At 69.8% G+C, this 21,570-nt stretch carries 21 protein-coding genes; 10 read left to right on the forward strand and 11 right to left on the reverse strand.

Features of this window, described 5'->3' with window-relative positions:
* The first annotated feature begins 11 nt into the window (after window positions 1-11).
* Window positions 12-539 carry an amino-acid N-acetyltransferase gene (locus CFP71_RS22600; protein WP_167406235.1) on the forward strand — a complete coding sequence of 176 codons (528 nt, stop codon included), beginning with the start codon at window positions 12-14 and terminating at the stop codon, window positions 537-539.
* A gap of 113 nt (window positions 540-652) precedes the next feature.
* Here the strand turns inward: CFP71_RS22600 and CFP71_RS22605 are convergent, their stop codons facing one another.
* The 3 genes from CFP71_RS22605 to CFP71_RS22615 all read right to left on the reverse strand — a co-directional run bounded on the left by CFP71_RS22605 (window position 653) and on the right by CFP71_RS22615 (window position 3,824).
* Window positions 653-751, reverse strand: a complete 99-nt coding sequence (locus CFP71_RS22605; RefSeq protein WP_244199791.1) for a CGNR zinc finger domain-containing protein — start codon at window positions 749-751, stop codon at window positions 653-655.
* A 133-nt stretch (window positions 752-884) separates the two neighbouring features.
* Window positions 885-1,364, reverse strand: a complete 480-nt coding sequence (locus tag CFP71_RS22610) for a hypothetical protein (RefSeq protein WP_093935943.1) — start codon at window positions 1,362-1,364, stop codon at window positions 885-887.
* 132 nt (window positions 1,365-1,496) lie between these two features.
* Window positions 1,497-3,824, reverse strand: a complete 2,328-nt coding sequence (locus CFP71_RS22615; protein WP_167406236.1) for an FtsK/SpoIIIE family DNA translocase — start codon at window positions 3,822-3,824, stop codon at window positions 1,497-1,499.
* Window positions 3,825-4,122: 298 nt separating this feature from the next.
* On the opposite strand from CFP71_RS22615, the gene CFP71_RS22620 reads away from it, so the two are divergent.
* The 6 genes from CFP71_RS22620 (at window position 4,123) to CFP71_RS22645 (ending at window position 9,213) form a co-directional block, all read left to right on the forward strand.
* Window positions 4,123-4,932, forward strand: a complete 810-nt coding sequence (locus CFP71_RS22620; RefSeq protein ID WP_208636014.1) for a lysophospholipid acyltransferase family protein — start codon at window positions 4,123-4,125, stop codon at window positions 4,930-4,932.
* 48 nt (window positions 4,933-4,980) lie between these two features.
* Complete coding sequence (gene wrbA, locus CFP71_RS22625) at window positions 4,981-5,595, forward strand: NAD(P)H:quinone oxidoreductase (protein WP_093935946.1); 615 nt, start codon at window positions 4,981-4,983, stop codon at window positions 5,593-5,595.
* Window positions 5,596-5,665: 70 nt separating this feature from the next.
* Window positions 5,666-5,956 carry a hypothetical protein gene (locus CFP71_RS22630; RefSeq protein WP_093935947.1) on the forward strand — a complete coding sequence of 97 codons (291 nt, stop codon included), beginning with the start codon at window positions 5,666-5,668 and terminating at the stop codon, window positions 5,954-5,956.
* A complete protein-coding gene (locus tag CFP71_RS22635) occupies window positions 5,956-7,485 on the forward strand; it encodes an alpha/beta hydrolase (RefSeq protein ID WP_093935948.1) in 1,530 nt (509 codons plus the stop codon). The genes CFP71_RS22630 and CFP71_RS22635 overlap by 1 nt, the downstream gene beginning before the upstream one ends.
* 65 nt (window positions 7,486-7,550) lie before the next feature.
* Window positions 7,551-8,105, forward strand: coding sequence for a hypothetical protein (locus CFP71_RS22640; RefSeq protein ID WP_093935949.1), 555 nt, complete (start codon window positions 7,551-7,553; stop codon window positions 8,103-8,105).
* 136 nt (window positions 8,106-8,241) lie between these two features.
* Complete coding sequence (locus CFP71_RS22645; RefSeq protein WP_093935950.1) at window positions 8,242-9,213, forward strand: EamA family transporter; 972 nt, start codon at window positions 8,242-8,244, stop codon at window positions 9,211-9,213.
* Here the strand turns inward: CFP71_RS22645 and CFP71_RS22650 are convergent.
* Window positions 9,190-9,789 (reverse strand): DUF305 domain-containing protein, encoded by a 600-nt coding sequence (locus tag CFP71_RS22650; RefSeq protein WP_093935951.1) that lies wholly within the window; start codon window positions 9,787-9,789, stop codon window positions 9,190-9,192. The two genes, CFP71_RS22645 and CFP71_RS22650, sit on opposite strands and share 24 nt — an antisense overlap.
* A 168-nt stretch (window positions 9,790-9,957) precedes the next feature.
* Here CFP71_RS22650 and CFP71_RS22655 point away from each other — a divergent pair, with 168 nt between their 5' ends.
* The gene (locus CFP71_RS22655; RefSeq protein ID WP_093935952.1) at window positions 9,958-11,379 is read left to right on the forward strand and encodes an amino acid permease; all 1,422 of its coding nucleotides are present in this window, start codon (window positions 9,958-9,960) and stop codon (window positions 11,377-11,379) included.
* Here CFP71_RS22655 and CFP71_RS22660 read toward each other — a convergent pair.
* The 7 genes from CFP71_RS22660 to thyX all read right to left on the reverse strand — a co-directional run bounded on the left by CFP71_RS22660 (window position 11,309) and on the right by thyX (window position 19,537).
* On the reverse strand, window positions 11,309-12,868 hold the full coding sequence (locus CFP71_RS22660) for a VWA domain-containing protein (protein ID WP_208636015.1): 1,560 nt from the start codon (window positions 12,866-12,868) through the stop codon (window positions 11,309-11,311). The two genes, CFP71_RS22655 and CFP71_RS22660, sit on opposite strands and share 71 nt — an antisense overlap.
* A 273-nt stretch (window positions 12,869-13,141) precedes the next feature.
* Entirely contained in the window at window positions 13,142-13,918 is a 777-nt protein-coding gene (locus CFP71_RS22665) for a pentapeptide repeat-containing protein (RefSeq protein WP_167406237.1), read from the reverse strand.
* Between the two features lie 66 nt (window positions 13,919-13,984).
* Entirely contained in the window at window positions 13,985-15,682 is a 1,698-nt protein-coding gene (locus CFP71_RS22670) for a ribonuclease J (protein WP_167406238.1), read from the reverse strand.
* Complete coding sequence (gene dapA, locus CFP71_RS22675) at window positions 15,679-16,692, reverse strand: 4-hydroxy-tetrahydrodipicolinate synthase (RefSeq protein WP_093935955.1); 1,014 nt, start codon at window positions 16,690-16,692, stop codon at window positions 15,679-15,681. The genes CFP71_RS22670 and dapA overlap by 4 nt, the downstream gene beginning before the upstream one ends.
* A 111-nt stretch (window positions 16,693-16,803) precedes the next feature.
* Window positions 16,804-18,309, reverse strand: coding sequence for a serine/threonine-protein kinase (locus CFP71_RS22680; RefSeq protein WP_093935956.1), 1,506 nt, complete (start codon window positions 18,307-18,309; stop codon window positions 16,804-16,806).
* An 83-nt stretch (window positions 18,310-18,392) separates the two neighbouring features.
* Window positions 18,393-18,785 carry an ACT domain-containing protein gene (locus CFP71_RS22685; protein WP_093935957.1) on the reverse strand — a complete coding sequence of 131 codons (393 nt, stop codon included), beginning with the start codon at window positions 18,783-18,785 and terminating at the stop codon, window positions 18,393-18,395.
* Complete coding sequence (gene thyX, locus CFP71_RS22690) at window positions 18,785-19,537, reverse strand: FAD-dependent thymidylate synthase (protein ID WP_005156312.1); 753 nt, start codon at window positions 19,535-19,537, stop codon at window positions 18,785-18,787. The genes CFP71_RS22685 and thyX overlap by 1 nt, the downstream gene beginning before the upstream one ends.
* A 133-nt stretch (window positions 19,538-19,670) precedes the next feature.
* Between thyX and CFP71_RS22695 the strand changes: the two genes are divergently transcribed.
* Window positions 19,671-20,195, forward strand: coding sequence for a toxin-antitoxin system HicB family antitoxin (locus tag CFP71_RS22695; RefSeq protein ID WP_093935958.1), 525 nt, complete (start codon window positions 19,671-19,673; stop codon window positions 20,193-20,195).
* A 188-nt stretch (window positions 20,196-20,383) separates the two neighbouring features.
* Window positions 20,384-21,292: a DUF4097 family beta strand repeat-containing protein gene (locus CFP71_RS22700; RefSeq protein ID WP_093935959.1), complete on the forward strand. Its 909-nt coding sequence runs from the start codon at window positions 20,384-20,386 to the stop codon at window positions 21,290-21,292.
* The last annotated feature ends 278 nt before the right edge of the window (window positions 21,293-21,570 follow it).

Here is a 21,570-nt window from a genome sequence, read left to right on the forward strand (position 1 = left end):
GGGATGGCTTAATGGTGGACGTGCCGTCAGAGCCTCTCCTCCACCGCCGTCCCCTCGTCCGCCGGGCCAGGATCGCGGACGTCCGCAAGATCAAGGCGCTGGTCGACTCCGACGCGGGGACGGTGCTGCTGGAGAAGGACCTCGTCACCCTCTACGAGAGCGTCCAGGAGTTCTGGGTGGTCGAAGACGGTGACGACGTGCTCGGCTGCGGCGCGCTCCACGTGCTGTGGGAAGACATCGCCGAGCTGCGCACCATCGCGGTCGACAAGACCTCCCGGGGGCGCGGCATCGGGCACGCGCTGGTCGACCAGCTGATCGGCTTCGCCCGCGAGATCGGGCTGAAGCGGCTGTTCGTGCTGACCTTCGAGACCCACTTCTTCGCCGGGCACGGCTTCGTCGAGATCGACGGGACTCCGGTGACCCAGGAGGTCTACGAGGAGATGCGACGCTCCGCCGATCCCGGGGTCGCGGAGTTCCTCGACCTGCCGTATGTGAAGCCGAACACCTTGGGCAACAGCCGGATGCTGCTGGAGCTTTAAGGGGCGCCTTCGCTACTTAGCTGCTGCGCAGCCGGTGTCCCCAATGTGGCATTGGGGACGTTGGGCGTCTCCCATGCCACATTGGGGGCACCCAGGCGCCGGGGAAGGGAGCTTTAAGGGGCCTTGTTGGCGTGGCGGGCGCCCCGGACGCGGTTGCCGCACAGCGACGGCGTGCACCAGACCCGGCGGCTGTTGGCTGCCACGAACAGCATCGAGCAGTCGTGCGGCGCAGCACTGAAAGGCAGGCCCTTCGCACGCGGACAAGTACATGAAGGACCCCTTCCTTGCGCTAGGCGCGAGGAAGGGGTCCTTCATGTACAGCGTCGAGTCCTGCCCTAAAGATCATCAAGCCTTGGACACCCGCAGGGTGACCTGGTCGCCCCCCGAACCAACGGCGACCAGGTCCACCCGGCAGGCGGCGAACTCGACGGACTGCCTGCCACCGCGTGCGGTGGAGGCGACTTCCGCCGTCGTCCGCTCACCGCGTCCCGGTTCGGCCAGGGTCAGTTCGACCACGGCCTCCCCTTCCCAGACGCAGACCATTCCCTCGGCGCAGCGGGAATCGGACACCAGGCGAGCGAAGCGGATGCTGACGCCCTTCGACGCGACCTCGGTCGTGTCACCGGCCTTGAGGACGACGGTCTCCCCCAGCTCGACGGTGCGCTGAGGCTTCCCTTGCGGCTTTGGGACCGGCTGCTGCGCCGGCGCGGGCTGCGTCAGGACGGGCAGGGTCGCCGTGGGTTGTTCGCGGGCGGCGGAGCTGCCGGCTCCGCAGGCGAAGCCGACCAGGGCGCAGAGGACGACGAGCAGCTTCTTGGGGTCCACGGAGTCTGGACGTAACGGAGGCTCCGGTCCGTTGCATCGGTTCGTCGGCCAGATGTCATGAAGGCCCCTTTCAAGACACTTTTCGTCCTGAATGGGGCCTTCATGACACTTACGAGATCACCCAGGGCCAGGTCAGTCGTCGGAGACGTCGCCACCGTTCGCGTCTCCGCCGCCGCGGATCATGAACAGCACCGACTCCAGCTCCTCCGGCTTGATCAGCACGTCCCGCGCCTTCGAGCCCTCCGAGGGCCCGACGACGCCGCGGCTCTCCAGCAGGTCCATCAGGCGCCCGGCCTTGGCGAAGCCCACCCGCAGCTTCCGCTGCAGCATCGACGTCGAACCGAACTGCGAGGTGACGATCAGCTCGGCGGCCTGCAACAGCACGTCGAGGTCGTCCCCGATGTCGGAGTCGATCTCCTTCTTCTCGCCCGCCTTCGCCGCGGTGACGCCGTCCTGGTAGTCCGGCTGCGCCTGCTCCTTCGCGAAGTTGACGACGGACGCGATCTCTTCGTCGCCGACGAAAGCGCCCTGGATGCGGACCGGTTTCCCGGCGCCCATCGGCAGGTACAGGGCGTCACCCATACCGATGAGCTTCTCCGCGCCGGGCTGGTCGAGGATGACCCGCGAGTCGGTGAGCGAGGAGGTCGCGAACGCCAGCCGCGACGGCACGTTGGTCTTGATCAGGCCGGTCACGACGTCGACCGACGGGCGCTGGGTCGCCAGGACCAGGTGGATACCGGCCGCGCGCGCCTTCTGGGTGATCCGGACGATCGCGTCCTCGACGTCGCGCGGGGCGGTCATCATCAGGTCGGCGAGCTCGTCGACGATCGCCATGATGTACGGGTACGGCGCGTACACGCGCTCGCTGCCCGGCGGCGCGGTGATCTCGCCCGAGCGCACCTTCTTGTTGTAGTCGTCGATGTGCCGGACCTTGTTGACCTGCATGTCCTGATACCGCTGCTCCATCTCCTCCACCAGCCAGGCCAGCGCGGCGGCGGCCTTCTTCGGCTGGGTGATGATGGGCGTGATCAGGTGCGGGATGCCCTCGTACGGCGTCAGCTCGACCATCTTCGGGTCGATCAGGATCATCCGGCACTCGTCCGGGGTCGCCCGCGCGAGCAGCGACACCAGCATCGAGTTCACGAAGCTCGACTTACCGGAACCGGTGGACCCCGCCACCAGCAGGTGCGGCATCTTCGTCAGGTTCGCGGTGACGAAGTGGCCTTCGATGTCCTTGCCGAGCCCGATGACCATCGGGTGGTTGTCCTTGACCGTCGACGGCGCGCGCAGCACGTCGCCGAGGCGCACCATCTCGCGGTCGGAGTTCGGCACCTCGATGCCGACGGCGGATTTGCCGGGGATCGGCGCCAGCAGCCGGACGTTGTCGGTCGCCACCGCGTAGGCGATGTTCTTGGTCAGCGCGGTGATCTTCTCGACCTTCACACCGGGGCCGAGCTCGACCTCGTACCGCGTGACCGTCGGGCCCCGGGTGAAGCCGGTGACCTGCGCGTCGACGTTGAACTGCTCCAGCACGCCGGTGATCGCCTCGATCATGGCGTCGTTGGCCTTGCTGCGGGACTTCGGCGCGTCGCCGAGCTTCAGCAGATCCGGCGGCGGCAGTTTGTAGTCGCCCTCGACGGTCCTGGTGACCGCCAGTGGCGCCTCGGCCTTCTTCGGCTTCTTCTCCTCGACAGGCTTGGCAGGCGGCTTCGGCGCGCGCAGCGGCGTCGGCGCTTCGGCCAGCGCGGCCTCGATGTCGAGCTGCTCGCCGTCCTGGTCACCCGAGGCCTGGCGGCGCCGCGACGGCTTCCGCAGGCGGACCGACTTCGGGTCGGCCTCGGTGACGGCGTCGCGTTCGTCGTGGATGGCGCGGCGCTCTGCCTCGGCCTCTTCGATCTCCTCGGGGTCGAGACCCCAGTTGCGCAGCCGGTGCGGGATCTCCCGGACCGGGGTCCCGGTGAACACGAGGGTGCCGAACAGCAGCACCAGCACCAGCAGCGGCACCGCGACCCACGTGGTGACGCCCATGGTCAGCAGGCCGCCGGAGAACGCGCCGATCACCCCACCGGCGTACATCCGGCCGTCGTTGGTCTCGGGCAGCGCGGTGAAGATGTGCAGCAGGCCGAGCACGGACAAGATGACCAGGATGGTGCCGATGACCATCCTCGGCCGGGCCTCCGGCACCGGTTCCGAGCGCATCAGCGCGACGGCGGCGACGGTGAGCACCAGCGGCAGCGTCACCGCACCGGCCCCCAGCAGCGAGCGGGCGCCGACCTCGACCCAGCCGCCGATCGGGCCCGCGGCCCGCCACCAGACGCCGAACGCGATCACCAGCGCCAGCGCGATCAGGCCGAGCGCGAGACCGTCGCGGCGATGTTCGGGTTCGAGCTCGCGGCCACGTCCGACCGTCCGCGCCAGGGTCCCGAGGCCCTTCGCGAGCAGGTTCCAGGTGCCGCGCACACCCTTCGCGAACGCGCCGGACGACTTCTTCCGGGGTGCCGGACGCCGTGGGGCGGGCTTCCTCGCAGCCGTTGACCTGGGCTTCGCCGGGGTACGCGGCTTTCGCGCCGGCCCCTTGCTGCCGCCGCTTCGCGCCGTACTCCGTTTCCTGGTCGTCGACCCGCTAGCCATGCCTCCACGGTAACCGTCCCGACCCTCCAGCCCCGGCTGCCACTCGGAGCACAACCGGAACATTCGTCTCAGGTCACAGCTTGAGCGGCCATCCGGGTGAAAGGCGGCGCATGACATGCTCTGCCCCATGTTCGCGCTGCATCAGGATGAGAATTCGGCTCGCCGCGCCCCAGCGATCTGGCGCACGATGCTGAACATCGACCGGGGGCTGGTCAACTTCGTCGGCAAACTCACCGTGACCGGCGGTGTTTCGGCGGAACTGCGCCGGAAACCCCTGCTCATGACGGCCAACCACATCGGCGTTTTCGACGCTTTCGTGCTGATGGCCGCCTGCAAACGGATCGGCATCAACCCGCGGTTCATGCTGGCGGGCGGGATCCTCGACGCGCCGGTCATCGGACCCGCGCTTCGGGTCAGCGGTCACCTGCGGGTCGACCGCAAGGAGTCTTCGACGGCCATCGGGCAGTTCGCGGAAGCCGCCGAGGCGCTGCGGACCACCCGTGACCCGCTGATCGTGTACCCCGAAGGCCGGATCAGCCACGATCCGGGCCTCTGGCCGGAGCGGGGCAAGACCGGTGCCGCGCGGCTCGCGCTGGCGGCGGGCGTCCCGGTGATCCCGATCAGCCAGTGGGGCGCGCACGAAGCCGTGTACTGGGGGACGGAGACCGTCAACGGGCCCGCCGACCTGGTGCCGCTCGCCAAGTCCGGGCTGAGCGCGCCCATGCGGCGTCCGCGGTTCAAGGTGCATTTCGGCGAACCGGTGGACCTCTCGGAGGTCGAGCCGGAGCGGCCGGGCGCCGGGGTCCGCGCGCACGCCAAGATCATGCAGGCGATCACCGACGGGATGGTCCCGCTGCGCCGCGACGAGCTGGACAAGCCGCGTTTCCACGACCCGACGCGGCCGACGGACACGGTCAGCCCCTGGAAGAAGTACTGAGTTCCGGATCATGGGACGGGTGCTCACGCTCGCCTAAGGTCGGCGGACGTGAGCACCCGCATCCTCGTCGTCTACTACAGCGCGACGGGCAACACCGCGAAACTGGCGTCGGCGCTGGCCGACGGCGCCCGTGAGGCCGAAGCCGACGTCCGTGTCCGCACGGTCCCCGAAACCGCCCCGCCCGGTGCGGTGGCGAGCAATCCGCGCTGGCAGGCGTGGGTGGACGCCGGTCCGCACCACGACCTCGCGACGCTGGAAGACCTGGAGTGGGCCGACGGTTTCGCCGCCGGGAGCCCGACCCGTTTCGGCGGCCCGGCCGCCCAGCTGAAGTCCTTTTTGGACAGTACCGGCGGCCTGTGGGCCAAGGGAAAGCTGGTGAACAAGGTCGCGACGTCGTTCACCACGGCGTCCACCGCGCACGGCGGGCTCGAAGCGACGGTGCTGGCGACCAACAACGTCTTCTATCACTGGGGCGCCATCGTCCTGCCGCTCGGTTACACCGATCCGCGGCTGCTCGAATCGGGCAATCCGTACGGCGGCTCGTTCGTCTCGCGCAAGTCCGCGGAACCCGACGAACTCGCCCTGGACGCCCTCCGGCTGCAAGGGCGACGGCTCGCCACCGTCTCGCGCTACGTCGCCGACGGTCTTTTCAAGGACGGGTGAAGGGAACCGCGCGTCCGTCTCCCGCGTCGTAGGGTGGTCACACAGCGTCACTCCACGGGGAGGAAGCGGGATGGCCGGCGGGTACGAGGTGGTCCTGGAGACGATCGGCGCCGCGTCAGACGCGGCGAAACGGGCTTCGGACGACATCGGGCAGGTGGCCTTGGCGGCCACCCTCGCCGACGTCGCGGCGGGCCTGCCGGGCGGGGCCTCGGGTGAAGCGGCCCGGTTGCTCGCGGACGCCTGGGGCCGCGCGGTGCCGGGCTGGGCCGCGAACACCTCGGACTACGCCGCGCGACTCGACGAAGCGGCCGTCCGCTACCGCTCGAACGAGCTGGCGGCCTCACGGGAACTTCCCGTCTGATGCTCACCTGGGGTGACGTGCGCCGGTGGGATCCGGCCGCGATCGGGCGGGTGGCCGACGCGCTCAACGACGGCTGCACCCGGATCATCGCCGCGAACGACGACGTCGAAGCCATGGCGCGCTTCACCGGCTGGACCGGGGACGCCGCCACCGCCGCGTCGACGCGGGGCGGATCGCTGACCTCCACGCTGGAACAGCTCGTGGCCGAGGCGTCCGCGGTCCGGCGGGGCGCGCACGAGGTGCAGATCGCGCTGGACCGGATCGTCGCCTTCGTGCGGGAGACCGACGAACTCGCTTCGCGACACGGCCTGCTCATCAGCGGCGGGGGCGAGATCACTTCTACCGGCGGGCCTTCGGAACCGCGGGTGAGCGCGGAACTCGCCGACCGGATCGAGCAGCTCCTGCGCCGCGCCACCGACGTCGACGCCGATTTCGCCGACATCATGCGACGGGCCCTGCGCGGCGAGATCACCGAACAGGGTGGCACCACCCTTGCCCAGGCGGCGGACGCCGGAGCCGCGCAAAGCGGGCTGTCGATCATCGGCCCGCCGGAGAACGGCTCCCCCGGTGACAACAAGGCGTGGTGGGCGAGCCTGTCGGATACGGCGAAAGTCGCTCTGCTGCGAGGAAATCCGGGGCTCGTCGGCAATCTCGACGGCATCCCGGCGACCGATCGCGACGCCGCCAACCGCGCCGTTCTCACCCGCGAGATCGCGCGGCTTCAAGGCGATCCCAAGCTCAAGGGCCTCGAAGCCATCCAGCAACGGCTGGACCGGTCGGATCCGCAGGCGTTCCTGCTGGGGCTGGACACCGGCGGCGACGGGAAGGCGATCGTTTCGGCGGGGAACCCCGACACGGCGGTGAACGTCGCGACGTATGTGCCGGGGACCGGTTCGGAACTGTCGAAGATCGGCGGCGATCTCAACCGTTCCGACAAGATGTGGGCCGCGGCGACGACCTCGGGCTCCCCGTCGACAGCCGTCATCACCTGGCTCGGCTACGACGCGCCGAACGAGATCACCGACGCCGCGAGCGCCGAATACGCCGACGGCGGCAAGGCGGCACTCGCCGGATTCCAAGACGGACTGCGGGAAACGCATCAAGGACCGCCGTCGCACAACACGGTGATGGGCCACAGTTACGGCACCACCGTCGTCGGCCACGCGGCCCGGGACGGCGGTCTCGCCGCGGACGAACTCGTCTTCGTGGCGAGCCCTGGTGTCGGCGCGCACGACGTGAGCCAGCTGCACCTCGACGGGGTGGATCCGGGCGAGACCGGCAAACACGTGCACGCGACGGTCGCCGAACACGACATGATCAACCTGGCCAACGTCGAGATCGCCGGGTACGACCTGATCCTCGGCCAGGATCCGGCCGACGCGGACTTCGGCGGGCAGGTGTTCACCTCGGCGCCGGGCACGGACGGGTGGGGCGGGTACAGCACGGAGGCGCACAGCGAATACTGGGAAGACAACAACCCGTCGCTCCGGAACCTCGGCCTGATCATCGCGGGAAAGCCCGCCTCGTGAAACTCACGCTCGTGACCGCTCTTCTCGTGCTCTTGTCCGCTTGTTCCCCTGGAGGTGGAGACGCCGTGAAACCGACCATCACCGAGCAAGAGGCGAAGGCAAAAGTCGAGGCCTACATCGAGGCCGCGGTCGGCGCCCTGCCCGGCACGGCGGAGCGAAAGCCGTTCACCCAGAACAGGTCCGAATGCACCGACCCCACCGACAACGGCCCCCACGGTCGCTTTGAGATTTCCGCGACCTACGAGGTGACCGGTCTCGAACCGGCGCGATTCGCGGAGTACTTCGACGCCATCGTCGAGTGGATGTCTGCGCATGACTTCAAGGTCCTGACGGATTCGCGGCCGAAGGACCAGTACGTGTTCGTCAGGAACAACGCAGACGCCTTCGACATGTCCATCCAGGCGAACGATCTCGGCAAGTTCTACATCGGCGCGACCTCACCCTGTGTCTGGCCGAACGGCACCCCCGAACCCCAGGCGCTCGAAGCCGACCAACCCGAACAGCCGGTCGCCGCTCCCCCGGAGCCCGAACCGGAACCGTCGCGCAAGCCGCGTCGCGCCCCCGTCGACGACGAGGACTTCGCCCAGACGAACTGGACCGACGGCGGCACCTCCTACTGAGCCCGAAGCTTCGATGTCCCCAATGTGGCATTGGGGGCGTTGGGCGTCCCCAATGTCACATTGGGGACATCCGGCACGCGACCAGCGGCTGGGAAAACCGGTCGACCCGCGGGGAGTCGGCCTCTACCCTCCGGCCGTGACCGCCGAACTCGCCGCCGCCCCCACCCAGCACGTCGCGCATCGCGGCCGGGGGATCACGCTGATCCTGCTCGCCGCGCTCTTCTTCGGGACCTCGGGGGTGCTGGGCAAACCGGCGATGCAGGCGGGACTGTCGCCGGAGCAGGTCGCGGCGATCCGCATCGGGCTGTCGGCGATCGTCCTCCTCGCGCTCGTCGCCGTTTTCCGGCCGAAGCTGCTCAGGGTGACGAAACGCGAGTGGCCGTTGCTGCTGGCGTACGGTTCGCTCGGCGTCGCCGGCGTCCAGCTCATGTACTTCCTCGCGGCGGGCCGGATCCCGGTCGGGATCGCGATCCTGCTCGAGTTCACTTCACCGGTGCTGATCGCGCTGTGGGTGCGGTTCGTGCGGCGGGTGCGGTTGCCGAGGGCGATGTGGGCGGGGATCGCGCTGGCGATGACCGGGCTCGTGCTGGTCGCGCAGGTCTGGGAGGGCCTCAGCCTGGACGTCGTCGGGCTGCTCGCCGGGCTGGGCGCGGCGGTCTGTTCGGCGGGCTACTTCCTACTCGGCGAACGCGGCGTCGCCGACCGGGATCCGCTCGGCATGGTCACCTGGGGGATGACGATCGGCGCGGTCCTGGTGTGCGCGGTCGCCCCGCCGTGGACGATTCCGTGGGCAGTCCTCGGCGAAGCGACGGCTTTCGGGCCTTGGGAGCCGCCGGTGTGGTCGCTGCTGGTCGCGCTGGTGCTGATCGCGACCGTCATCGCCTACGCGACGGGCATGGCGGCACTGCGGCATCTGCCGGCGTCGGTGGCGAGCGTCGTGGGGCTGGTGGAGCCGCTGATCGCCGCGGCCGCCGCCTGGCTGCTGCTCGGCGAGGCGCTCAGCTGGATCCAGGCCGCGGGCGCGGTCGTCCTGTTGACCGGCGCGTACATCGTCCAGTTGACCACGAACGTGGTCCAGACGGACTCAACCGTTCTGGAGGCCCCGTAGGTCGCTGATCTCCTGCTGCTGCGAACGCGAAGTCGTCGCGGCGAGATCGCGGGCGTCGGGGTTGCGGCCGTGCTGGGTTTCGGTGTCGGCGATGCGGACGCCCGCCTCGCGCTGGCGCAGCAGCCGCGCGACGAACTGGCGGTCGAAGTCCTTTCCGGACAGTCCGGCCAGCTCCGCCATGTCGTTCGGGCCGACGTACCCGTCGCGCTGGACGTGCTCCATGTTCGGGTCGTCCGGCGCGGGCTGGCCCCAGGACTCGATGAGCCCGGAAAGCCGCGCGATCTCCGGCTCGTGGGTGTCGATGATCCGCTTCGCGAGCGCTTTCAGCTGCGCGTTCCCCGCGCGGGATTCCGCCAATGACGCCAGATCGACGCCCTGCTGGTGATGCGCGAGGGCCTGCCGCGCGAACGTGAGGTCGGCGTCGTTGAACGGAACGGCCGCCTGCTGCGCCATGGGTGACGACCCGGGAGGAGCCGTCTGTGCCTGGGGCGCCGCGTCCGAGCAGCCCGCGAGCACGACGGCGGCCAGGGCGGTGGCCAGAACGGCGGGCAGGGATCGGACGACGGCGTGCGGCATCGAAGAGCTCCTCGGAACGCGCGGTGGAGGTGCCAGGTTTGGAGGTGCCTAGGTTGGCAGAGTCCACTTCGGCCTGTTCACCGGGGGTTGCGCAAACACTTTTCCTCAGGCGCTTGCGGTGCGACAATCCCGCGATCCGCCGTCACTCCGACAGGAGGTAACCGCGAAATGGGCGCAGAGATCACCCCCGAACGGACGACCGAGCGGGCGGGCCTGCGCCCGGACCTGCGGCAACGCCACGTCCGCATGATCGCGCTCGGCGGGATCATCGGCGCCAGCCTGTTCATCGGCAGCGGCGCGGTCGTCCACACCGTCGGTCCCGCGGCCGTCCTCTCCTACGCCATCGGCGGTTTGATCGTCGTGCTGGTGATGCGGATGCTGGGCGAAATGGCGACCGCCGCGCCGTCACAGGGTTCCTTCATGGAATACGCGCGGACGTCGCTCGGCGGCTGGGCGGGCTTCACCGTCGGCTGGCTGTACTGGTACTTCTGGGTCGGCGTGGTCGCGTTTGAGGCCGTCGCCGGGGCGAAGATCCTCCAGACCTGGATTCCCGTTGTGCCGCAATGGATCTTCTCGCTGGTTCTGATGCTGCTGCTGACCGCGACCAACCTCGCCTCGGCCCGGTCGTTCGGGGAGACGGAGTTCTGGCTCGCGTCGGTCAAGATCGCCACGATCGTGGTGTTCCTGGTGGTGGGCATCCTGTTCGTGCTCGGGGCCTGGCCCGGCGGGTCGTTCTCGGTCGGCAACATCGCGCAGGACGGCTTCCTCGCCAACGGCCCGTTCTCGGTGGTGCACGGCGTGGTGATCGTAGTCTTCTCCTACTTCGGCGCGGAGATCGTCACCATCGCCGCCGCCGAATCCCGGGAGCCCGAAACGGCCGTGCGCAAGGCGACCTCGTCGATCGTCTGGCGGGTCATCGTGTTCTACGTCGGATCCGTGACACTGCTGGTGATGATCACCGGCTGGCGGGACATCCCGACCACGACGAGCCCGTTCGCCGCCGCGTTCGGCCGGTTCGGCATCCCCGCCGCCGAGACGATCGTCAGCGCGGTGGTGCTGACGGCCGTGCTTTCGGTGCTGAATTCGGGGCTGTACACCGCTTCCCGCATGCTGTTCGCGTTGCACGGCAACGGCTGGGCGCCGAAGTGGATCGCCGACACGAACCGGCGCGGCGTGCCGTGGAAGGCGATCCTGGTGTCCACTTCGGTCGGTTACGTGGCCGTGGTGATGAATTTCGTGTCACCGGACAAGATCTTCTACTTCATCATCAACTCCGCCGGCGCGGTCGCGTTGTTCGTCTACGCGATCATCGCGGGTTCGCAGTTGCGGATGCGGCGCCGTCTGGAAGCCGAAGCACCGGAACGGCTGAAACTGCGCATGTGGGGCTATCCCTGGCTGAGCTGGCTCACCCTCGCCGGGACGCTGGCGGTGGTCGCGTCGATGCTGTTCGTGGACGCGGACACCCGCGCCCAGCTGTACCTGAGCCTGATCAGCCTGGCGGTGATCCTCGGCGTCTACTTCATCCAGCGCCGGCGATCCGGCCGAGAGCCCCGTAAAACACCTCACCGATCTTCGCGGGATCACGACTGAGGAAGACCTGGCCACCGGCGGGCGCGACGATCTGCGCGAGTTCGGTCTCGTCGGCCTCCGGGCCGATCCCGATGGCGATCAACGGCACCGGACGGTCCGGGTCACGCAGTTTCCCCAGTTCCGCCATCAGGTTCTCGCGACTGACACCGCCGGGATCGGTGTTGCGGCCGTCGGTCATGACGATCACGAGGTTCAGCTTCCCCTGCGCCCATTCCTTGCGTGCCAGGCGATAGACGTCGAGGACACTGTCGTAGAGCCCGGTCTGCCCGTCCGGGACGGCGCGGACGGCGCGCAGCCGGTCCACCGCGGCCAGCTGGTCCCCGACCGGCGCCATCGGCAGGATCTCCCGGTAGTCGCGTTCACCGTCCATTTTGGTCGCGAAGGCCAGGAAACGGATCTGTGACGTGGGTTTGAACAAGTGCAGCGCGTTCTCCGCCGCCTCCAGCGTGATCCGCAGCCGGGACTCGCCGGTGCCCGGGACGGGCGCGCTCATCGATCCGGAGACGTCGATGAGCACTTGGGCCCGCGCGCTCACGTTCACCCCGGCCCACTGGCTGAGCGCTTTGTCGACCTCGGTGGCGGCCGGGATCTCGGCGCTGCGCTGCCCTTGCGCCTCGACGCGCTGATCGGTTTCGGCCAGCCGCAACGCCTGCCCGCCCGGAGCGCGGAGACCGGACCGAGTGCTGGTCGCCGAACCCTGGAGCAGGGCACGTTTCAGCGCGGCGACAGCCCTGCCCTGGTGCTCGTTCGCGCCCGCGATCTCCACGAACGGGTAGTCGAGCGACAGGGCCGAGGGCGAATACGCGGCCACCAGCGCGGTCTCGCCGGCGGTGAGCTCCGCATTGTGCCGCAGCACCGCGTTCTCCGACGCGGGGTACACCGTCGCGCCGGAGGTGGTGGCGGCGAACTTCCGGAGCAGGGCACTGTACGCGCCGGTGGGGTCCGTGGTGTCACCGGCGACATCGCGGAGCGCCAGCAGCGCGGAAACGCCGACGGGGTCGCGGACCGGATCCGGCATACCGGCCGCGATTCCGGGGCTGCCGAGCACTTCCGGCCAGGTCAGCGGTTTACGGGGCCAGCCGAGCCCCTTCGCGATCGGCTCCGCGACCGCGAGCACCACCGGCGAACTCGCCACCGACGGGCCGGACACGGGGACCCCGTCGGCACGCCGCAGGAACAGCGTCGAGGACGGGATCCAGGCTTGAGGGCGGGGCGCGGTTCCGGACAGCTCGTCCGCCACCTGGAGGGATTCCCTGGCCTGGACGTCGAAGGCGACACAATCGAGCTTGAGGTCGCGGGCGGTCCGCGTGACGGCGGGGGCGATGTCCGGCGACGCGGCGACGATCACCCGGGCGGGCTCACAGCCCGGATCGGACCGCGCCACGGCGACGGCCACCCAGGTGGCCGCGCCGAGCACGGCGGCCAGCGCGAGCGCCAGCAGCGGGAGCAGCATCCGTCTTCGGGTCCGGGCGGTGGTGTGGCGTCCCATCGGCTCTCCCGGCATGGGGCTCAAGGAGCGTCCGAGGGTACGCCGCCCGCCCCCCTAGGGGAAGGCTGCGACTTTCGTCGTAGCCGAACCCTACCGAGGCGGGAGGTTTCCGGAAGTGGGTCACGGAACACTTGCCCCGTAAGGAAAGCACTCGAAACCGGGGGAAACAGTGATGAACCGGCCCACCCGTGCGGAACAGCGCAAAGCCCGCAACGCCCTCTTCGGTCAGGCGGTCATGATCGCCTTCGCCCTGCTCCTCGCGGCGGCGATCCGTTAGTCCTTTCGCGGCACGAGCCGCCCCTGCCCGACCGGTGAAGCCACCCAGACCTGCCACGGGGACGGCCAGGAATCCGCGGCGCGCGGCCGCTCCACCCGCGCGCCGTCGAAGTCCACGCGGTCTTCGAACTCGGCCTCGGCGAAGGTGGTCGTCCCGCTGAACATCGCCTCGGCGAAGCTGGTGAACCGGGGGAAGGCGGCCGCGCGGAAATCGGTGGTGCCGGTGAACCACACCCTGTCGAAGTTGGCGAAACGCCGGAACCGGGCACCGTGGAAGTCCCCGCCGGCGATCACTCCGTCACGGAAGTCGGCACCGCTGAGGTCACAGTCCGCGAAGTCCGGCTCGACGAGGACCGCGTCCTGGAGATCCAGCTCCTCCCGGTGTTCGAGGCCACCGGATCGCCGGAGACACCGGGTCAGCAGGCCTTGCGCGGCCCGCCGGATCACGAACTCGTCCTCGTCCTCGACCGGGAATTTGAACGGCTTGCGCAGGTAGGTGCAGGTCAGCTCGATGGCGTCTTCGCGCGCGTCAGATTCTTCGCGTACGTACCGCTCCAGGTCCGCGAAGCTCGCGAGGCGCTCTGCGGCGTCCTCGCTGTCCATCTTCTCGACGACGCGTTCCCAGCGATCCCGCCGGAGCCCGGCGGCGATCTGCTCGGGCCGCGCCCGCCGGTCACGACGGACGCCCTCGACCGCTATGCGGCCCACGTAGACCAAGCCCACCCCGAGCGCGACGCCCGCGAGCGCCGCCACCACATGCACCCCCACCATCATGGGGCGATTATGCGCGCGAAGGCCCCTTCACTCGACTGAGTAAAGGGGCCTTCACGTGCGTTCGAACTAGACGGGGATGACCGTCGGCACGATCATCGGGCGGCGCCGGTAGGTGTCGGCGACCCAGCGGCCGACGACGCGGCGCACGGCCTGCGCGATGCGGTGCGTGTCGGTGATGCCCTCGGCCTCGGTCCGCGCGAGTTCCATCTCCACCATCGGGAGCACCGCGTCAAGGGCCTTCGGGTCGTCGGAGAATCCGCGTCCGGACACCGTCGGGCGCGTCACCGCCCGGCCGGTGTTCGTGTCCACGGCGACGGTGATGGCGATGAAGCCGCCCTCGCCGAGCACGAGCCTGTCGGACAGCGTCGACTCGCCGACGTCGCCGACCGAGAGGCCGTCGACGTACACGTGCCCGACCTCGACCCGGCCGGTCCGTGAAGCCTTGCCGTCGACGAGGTCGACCACGACACCGTCTTCGGCGATGACCACGTTCTCCGGCGCGACACCGGTGCGCACGGCCAGCTCGCCGTTGGCGCGCAGGTGCTTCCACTCGCCGTGCACCGGCATGACGTTGCTGGGACGCACCGCGTTGTACAGGTACAGCAGCTCGCCCGCCGACGCGTGCCCGGACACGTGCACCTTGGCGTTGCCCTGGTGCACGACGTTCGCGCCGAGCCGGGTGAGGCCGTTGACCACGCCGAACACGGCGGTCTCGTTGCCCGGGATCATCGAGCTGGCCAGCACGACCGTGTCACCGGCGCGGATCGAGATCTGCCGGTGCTCGCCGCGCGCCATCCGCGAGAGCGCCGACAGCGGCTCGCCCTGCGAACCGGTCGACACGAACAGCACCTTGCTCTCGGGCAGGTCACTGGCCTGGTCGAGGTTGACCAGCAGGCCGTCCGGCACGTTCAGCAGGCCGAGGTCGGCGGCGATGCCCATGTTCCGGACCATCGACCGGCCGACGAAGGCGACCCGGCGGCCGTGCCGCACGGCGGCGTCGAGCACCTGCTGGACGCGGTGCACGTGGCTCGCGAAGCAGGCGACGATGACGCGCTGGCCGACCTTGCGGACGACGTCGTCGAGCACCGGGCCGATGTCCCGCTCGGGCATGACGAACCCGGGCACCTCGGCGTTGGTCGAGTCGACGCAGAACAGGTCCACGCCCTCGTCGCCGAGCCGGGAGAACCCGGCGAGGTCGGTCAGCCTGCCGTCGAGCGGGAGCTGGTCGAGCTTGATGTCACCGGTGTGCAGCACGACACCCGCGGGCGTGCGGATGGCCACCGCGAGCGCGTCCGGGATCGAGTGGTTGACCGCGAAGAACTCGAGGTCGAAGGCGCCGACCTTGCGGCGCTCGCCCTCGCGGACCTCGATCAGGTTCGGCCGCTGGCGGTGCTCCTTGGCCTTGGCCGCGAGCAGCGCGTTCGTGAACCGGGAGCCGTAGATCTTCAGATCCGGGACGAGCCGCAGCAGGAACGGGACGGCGCCGATGTGGTCCTCGTGCCCGTGGGTGAGGACGAGGCCGTCGATGTCCTCCAGGCGGTCTTCGATCGCGCGGAAGTCGGGCAGGATCAGGTCGACGCCGGGCTGGTCGTCTTCGGGGAAGAGGACCCCGCAGTCGACGATCAGCAGACGGCCGCCGAACTCGAAGACGGTCATGTTGCGGCCGACTTCGCCGATCCCGCCGAGCGCGACCACGCGCAAGGCGCCTTCGGGCAGCGCCGGCGGCGGGGTGGTCGGTCCGGGTCCGGTTGGCAATGAACTCACCGAGGCATGGTCCCTACGCTGGTGTGTGAAGTCGGCGCCGTGTAGGCCGCCGCTGAATCTGCTTGTGCCACTCGTGCACCATGCCAGTCACTGGCGGCGGTATCACCGAGCGGCACGCCCCCCTGGGCGAGATCGGCGGAAATCGCCTGGAGCTGGTCTTCGCTCGCGGCCACGATGGGCAGCCGCGGGTCTCCGATGTCGAAACCGCGCAGCCGCAGGGCCGCCTTCGAGAAGGCGACGCCGCCGACGCGGGACATCGCCCGCAGGACCGGGAGCATCCCGCGGTGGTTGGTGCGCGCGGTGGAGGTGTCGCCGGACTCGTAGGCGTCCATCATGCCGCGGATACGGCCGGCCACGACGTGCCCGATCACGCTGACCACGCCCGCGCCGCCGACGGAGACCCACGGCAGGTTGAGGCCGTCGTCACCGGAGTAGTAGGCGAGCTGCGAGTTCGCGATGACCTCGGAGCCGGCGATCAGGTCGCCCTTGGCGTCCTTGACCGCGAGGATGCGCGGATGCTCGGCGAGCCGCAGCAGCGTGTCGACCTCGATGGGGACGATCGAGCGCGGCGGGATGTCGTAGAGCATCACCGGCAGGCCGGTGGCGTCGGCGACCGTGGTGAAGTGCGCGTAGAGCCCCGCCTGGCTGGGCCGCGAGTAGTACGGCGTGACGACGAGGACGCCGTGGGCGCCGGCCGCTTCCGCCTGCTTCGCCTGCTCGATACTGTGCGCGGTGTTGTTCGTGCCGGCCCCGGCGACGATCGTCGCGCGGTCACCGACGGCCGCGACGACGGCACGGACCAGCTCGGCCTTCTCGGCGTCGGTCGTGGTGGGGCTCTCGCCGGTCGTGCCGTTCACGACGAGACCGTCGTTGCCCAGATCCACGAGGTGTTCGGCCAGCTCCTGCGCCCGCTTCAGGTCCAGCGCGCCGTCGGCGTCGAAGGGGGTGGCCATCGCGGTGAGCACGCGCCCGAACGGTCTTCCCGGCGCTGCGGTGGGTGGAGTGGACATGCTGTGAAGGTACCTCCTGCGGGTGCCGAACCCCTTGCCGACGTGGTCGTTCCCTACGAATGCGGGAGATTTTCCGCGACGAAGGCGAGCTCGGCGCAAACTCTCTGTGAGCTATTTGACCTTGGTGGTGATTTGGGAGGTCAGCTGCCCGCCGTCGGTCTTGGCCAGCAGGCACAGATACTCGCGCGAGTAGTCGTGGTCGTCCTCGCCCAGCGGCCGGTTCCACTCCGCCTCGGTCGGGACGACGGCACGCCAGTAGAGCCCGCTCCGCTGCTGCGCGGGCACCACGTCCGAGTTGAAGGTGGCCGAACAGACCGCTTCGGCGATCCGGCTCACGACCTCCGCGCCGGGGTACGCGACGACCGTGGCGTCCTTGTCGCCGGCCGATTCGACGCCGAGCAGGTCGCCCTTCGCGTAGACCTCGACAAGGTGGTTCTTGGCGCAGTTGCCGCTGGTCTCGCTGTTCATCGTGGTGTTCTCCGCGAGAGGGACGTTGTAGCAGTCCCCGGACAGGTCGATCTTGAGCTGGCCGTTGATGCCGTAGGTCAGCGTCGGCTGCGCCTGCGCGTTCCCCGCGGGCGCGGCCATCCACCGGCCGAGGAAGATCCCGCCGACCAGGGCGCCGATCACGGCGACGGCGGCCAGGCTCAGCCACAGCGGACGGAGGTTGCGCTTGGCGGGGGCGGGCGCGAGCCGGGTCATCGGCTGGCCGGGCTGCATCATCGCCGTGCCGCCCGAGGGCGGGGTCGGCTGGGCCTGGACGCCCTGCGCCGCCGAGAGCAGGCTGCGCACCTGGTCGTAGGACATCCGCGCTTCGGGCTTGGTGACCAGGAGGCCGAGGATCGCCGCGGCCAGCGGGCCCTGGACCCGGGTCAGATACGGCGCCTCGGTCATGATCGCGTGCAGCGTCGCCGCGGTGGTCGAGCGTTCGAACGCGACGATGCCCTCGGCGGCGAAGAACAGCGTCGTGCCCAGGGACCAGAGGTCCGATTCGGGCATCGCGTCGCGGCCTTCGACCCGTTCCGGCGCCATGAACGCGGGCGAGCCGACGATCATGCCGCTGGTGGTCAGGCGCGGGTCGTCGGCGGCGTGCGCGATGCCGAAGTCGGTGAGCTTCACGCGGCCGTCCGGCGCGACCATGATGTTCGCCGGTTTGACGTCGCGGTGCACGATCCCGGCGGCGTGCGCGGCCCGCAGCGCGGACAGCACCCGCTCCCCCACCTGCGCGACCTGCTGCGCGGGCAGGGGGCCGCGTTCGCGGACCAGGTCGGCCAGCGTCGGTGCCTCGACCAGCTCCATCACGATGTACGTCGCGCCGTTCTCGGTGACGACGTCGTACACGGTGACCACGGCCGGGTCGTTGAGGCGCCCGCCGGAGCGGACCTCGCGCAGCATCCGCTCCGAAAGCACCGAGGCGTCCTCGGGGGCATTCGGGAACTTCAGCTCCTTGATCGCCACCTGACGGCCGATCACCTGGTCCTGGGCGCGCCAGACGATCCCCATCCCGCCGCGGCCGAGCTCGCCCAGCAGGGCATACCGGCCGGCGACGATCCGCCCGCCGGGGGCCTGGAACGTCTGCTGGGGCGGCCCGTACGGACGGGTCTGTTCGTCGGTCAAGGTTCGGCGCTCCTTCGGTTCGCGCAGGATGCTAACTCGGACCCGTTCGCGTACCGGAAGGTTCCTCGGACCTGCTTACTGAATCAGACCGTGACCTCGTGCCCGGATTCCCGGAGCGCCTTCACGGCGCGCTCCAGCTCGGAACCCCGCACCAGTACGTGGTCGGTGTCGAAAGTGGACAGCGAGAACAGCGCCACCCCGGCGGCGGCCAGCTCGCTCGACAACGCCGCGATGATGCCGGTGAGCGTGAAGGCCAGCGGCCCGCGGACCGACAGCAGCCGCCAGCCGTCCTCGATGGTGGCCCCGGCGGGCGCGAGACCGGCCGGGCAGATCACCGACAATTCCTCGGGCGTCCGGGTGACGGAGATCAGCACGGGCTCGCCGGGGTCGAGCAGGTTCGCCGGAACCGGCGCGTCCGGGGCCAGGCGGGCGACCGCGTACTCGCCTGGCCGGACGTCGATCGCGAGGCGTCGCATCAGCCTTCGAGGACCTTCGGGCTGGACGCGACCTCGGTGCCGTCGGGCAGCGCGGAGATGGTGAAGTCCGCGAACACGTTGCCCGAGGCCTTCTGCAGCTCGCGCAGGCAGTCGATGGCCAGGGCGCGGATCTCGACGTCGGCGTGCTCGGTGGCGCGCATCGCGATGAAGTGCCGCCAGGCGCGGTAGTTGCCGGTGACCACGATGCGGGTCTCGGTCGCGTTCGGCAGCACCGCGCGAGCGGCCTGGCGCGCCTGCTTGCGGCGCAGGGTCGCGCTCGGCACGTCGGCGAACTTCTCCTCCAGCCCGGCGAGGAGCTCGGTGTAGGCGTCGACGGCGGCCTGGGAGGCGGCGAGGAACTTCGCGTGCAGCTCCGGGTCCTGCGCGATGACGTCGGGCTCGACGAACGCGGCGTCGCGCTCCGGCACGTAGCGCTGCGAGAGCTGCGAGTACGAGAAGTGCCGGTGGCGGATCAGCTCGTGCGTCAGCGACCGGGAGATCCCGGTGATGTAGAAGCTGACGGAGCCGTGCTCCAGCACCGACAGGTGGCCGACGTCGATGATGTGCTCGAGGTAGCCGGCGTTGGTGGCCGTCTTCGGGTTCGGCTTCTTCCAGGACTGGTAGCAGGCCCGGCCCGCGAATTCGGCCAGCGCCTCACCACCGTCGGCATCGGTCGACCACGGTACGTCCGACGGCGGGAAGAACTCCGTCTTCGCGATCAGTTGAACCTTGGGTGACACGGTCTCGGCCACGTTCGCACTCCTTTTCGACCCCTGCTCCACGACTCCGGGCAGCGTAACCGCAAGGGTCTTTGACGCCGGGGCGACATCACGGTGACGTCATGGCCTCCTTGACCGACGTCACCTATGACGTCATAGTGGTGTCATGGATCTGACGCCGTACATCACAAGCCTTCGCGAGGACCTCGCGAACACGGCTTCGGCCGGCGACGAGCAGACGCGGCGCGCTGCCGCGCTGCTGTCGTCGGCGCTGGAGCCGGCCGCCCGGTTGACCATCATGAACGCCCTCGCCGACCTGGCCGCCGAAGTGACTTCGGCGCTCCCGGGGCACGTCGTCGACGTCCGGCTCGACGGCCGCGACGTGCGTGTCGTCGTCACCGGCTCCTCGGAGGGCGCCGAGCAGTCCGCGCCCCGCCACGAGCCGCCGCGGGAGGCCCCGCGCGCGCCCAAGGTGGACACGGGCGACATCACCCGGATCACGCTACGCCTGTTCGAGCAGGTCAAGGGCCAGGCGGAAGCCGCGGCCGCCTCTCAGGGCGTCTCGCTGAACACGTTCGTCTCGCAGGCCGTCCAGGGGGCACTGGGCAAGAGCGGGAGCGAGCACTGGCACACCAAGCAGAAGCCGGACGGCGGTGCCGGTTCGCGCCTGCACGGCTGGGTCCAGGGCTGAGTCTCCTGGGGGCGGAGCTGAGGACGCACCTCGAAAGCAACCAAACGCGTGAACCCGCCCCGGCCGAAGGCCCCGCTATCGCGGTGGCAGGGCGCCCTCGTCCGCCATCGTGACGGGGAAGACCAGGCAGCGTCCTGCCGACGTCGATCGCGGTCGCGGGTTCACCACCAGACACTGAGGGACAAAAGATGACCGAGGAAAGCACTCCCGCGGGTGAAGAGACCGTGCGCGTCGAAGACTTCGAGGCCGAGGGCCCGATCGAAATCGACGTCAGCGTGGCCATCGGCCGGGTGACCATCGAACTGACCGACGAGAGCGGCGTCCACGCCGAGGTCCGCCGGGACGGCGGCGAACAGCAGCCGTGGGTGGACGGGATGACGAGCCTGCTCAGCTGGGTCGGGGAACGCTTCGGCGACCAGCTCGGCGGTTCGCCGTCGAACCCGGTGGGCGACGCCGTGGCGCAGACGCGGATCGAGAAGACCGGCAACCGGCTGGTCGTCCAGGCGCCGAAGGCCTGGCAGCTGAAGAACGTCCCGCTCGCCGTGACCGTCCGGGCACCCGCCGGTTCGCATCTGGAAGTGCGGGCAGGGGCGGCCGACGTCACGGTGACCGGCGCCGCCGGTCGCGCCGACCTCCTCACCGGCGCCGGCAAGATCAGCCTGGAGCGCGCCGACGGGTCGGCGATCGTCCGCACGGGCACCGGCGACGTCAAGCTCGGAGCGACGGCGTCCGGTCTCCAGCTGCGCACCGGCAGCGGCAACGTCGAAGCGTCCTCGCTCAGCGGTTCGGCCACGATCGCGACCGGCACGGGCGACGTCTGGCTCGGCGAGGTCGCGGGCGAGGTGCTGGCGCGCACCGGCAGCGGCGACCTCTCGGTGACGGACGCCGCCTCCGGGGCGCTGGAGCTGACCACCGGTTCGGGCGAGGTCCGGGTCGCGATCCGCGGCGGCGTTCCGGCCGAGATCGACCTTTCGTCGACGACCGGGGCCGTGTCGAGCGAACTGGACGTCGCGGACAGCGCCCCTGCCGACGTCTCGCTGAAGGTGCGGGCGCGCACCGGCACCGGCGACGCGAAGGTGACCAGCGCGGCCCGGTGAGGCCGCTGACCGCAGGGGGATCGGGGGACCTTTGCTCTCACTTTTCCACGGGGGTGGGAGCAAAGGTCCCTTGCTCGTTTTCCGGCGAGGGAGAGTGTCATGAGGGGTCCCCATGGGACGAAAACTGTCCTATGGGGACCCCTCATGACACCGGGACCCCGGCCTAGCGGGACGCGCGCGCTCATCCGCCCGTCCCGGGTGCGATGAAGGGCCTTTCATAGCAAAATTTGCTATGAAAGGCCCCTTCATTGCAACGCGAGGGTGCCGGGGTCAGCGCA

Origin of the sequence: Amycolatopsis thailandensis, assembly GCF_002234405.1 — a bacterium.
In the GTDB taxonomy this organism is placed as follows: Bacteria; Actinomycetota; Actinomycetes; order Mycobacteriales; family Pseudonocardiaceae; genus Amycolatopsis; species Amycolatopsis thailandensis.

Excerpts from the sequence above, each read along its gene's own strand:
- CFP71_RS22600 (WP_167406235.1), top strand. The coding sequence starts at position 12 with ATGGTGGACGTGCCGTCAGAGCCTCTCCTCCACCGCCGTCCCCTCGTC.
- CFP71_RS22605 (WP_244199791.1), bottom strand. The coding sequence starts at position 751 with ATGCTGTTCGTGGCAGCCAACAGCCGCCGGGTCTGGTGCACGCCGTCG.
- CFP71_RS22620 (WP_208636014.1), top strand. The coding sequence starts at position 4,123 with ATGTTCGCGCTGCATCAGGATGAGAATTCGGCTCGCCGCGCCCCAGCG.
- CFP71_RS22630 (WP_093935947.1), top strand. The coding sequence starts at position 5,666 with ATGGCCGGCGGGTACGAGGTGGTCCTGGAGACGATCGGCGCCGCGTCA.
- CFP71_RS22635 (WP_093935948.1), top strand. The coding sequence starts at position 5,956 with ATGCTCACCTGGGGTGACGTGCGCCGGTGGGATCCGGCCGCGATCGGG.
- CFP71_RS22650 (WP_093935951.1), bottom strand. The coding sequence starts at position 9,789 with ATGCCGCACGCCGTCGTCCGATCCCTGCCCGCCGTTCTGGCCACCGCC.
- CFP71_RS22655 (WP_093935952.1), top strand. The coding sequence starts at position 9,958 with ATGGGCGCAGAGATCACCCCCGAACGGACGACCGAGCGGGCGGGCCTG.
- CFP71_RS22660 (WP_208636015.1), bottom strand. The coding sequence starts at position 12,868 with ATGGGACGCCACACCACCGCCCGGACCCGAAGACGGATGCTGCTCCCG.
- CFP71_RS22665 (WP_167406237.1), bottom strand. The coding sequence starts at position 13,918 with ATGATGGTGGGGGTGCATGTGGTGGCGGCGCTCGCGGGCGTCGCGCTC.
- dapA (WP_093935955.1), bottom strand. The coding sequence starts at position 16,692 with ATGTCCACTCCACCCACCGCAGCGCCGGGAAGACCGTTCGGGCGCGTG.
- CFP71_RS22685 (WP_093935957.1), bottom strand. The coding sequence starts at position 18,785 with ATGCGACGCCTCGCGATCGACGTCCGGCCAGGCGAGTACGCGGTCGCC.
- CFP71_RS22695 (WP_093935958.1), top strand. The coding sequence starts at position 19,671 with ATGGATCTGACGCCGTACATCACAAGCCTTCGCGAGGACCTCGCGAAC.
- CFP71_RS22700 (WP_093935959.1), top strand. The coding sequence starts at position 20,384 with ATGACCGAGGAAAGCACTCCCGCGGGTGAAGAGACCGTGCGCGTCGAA.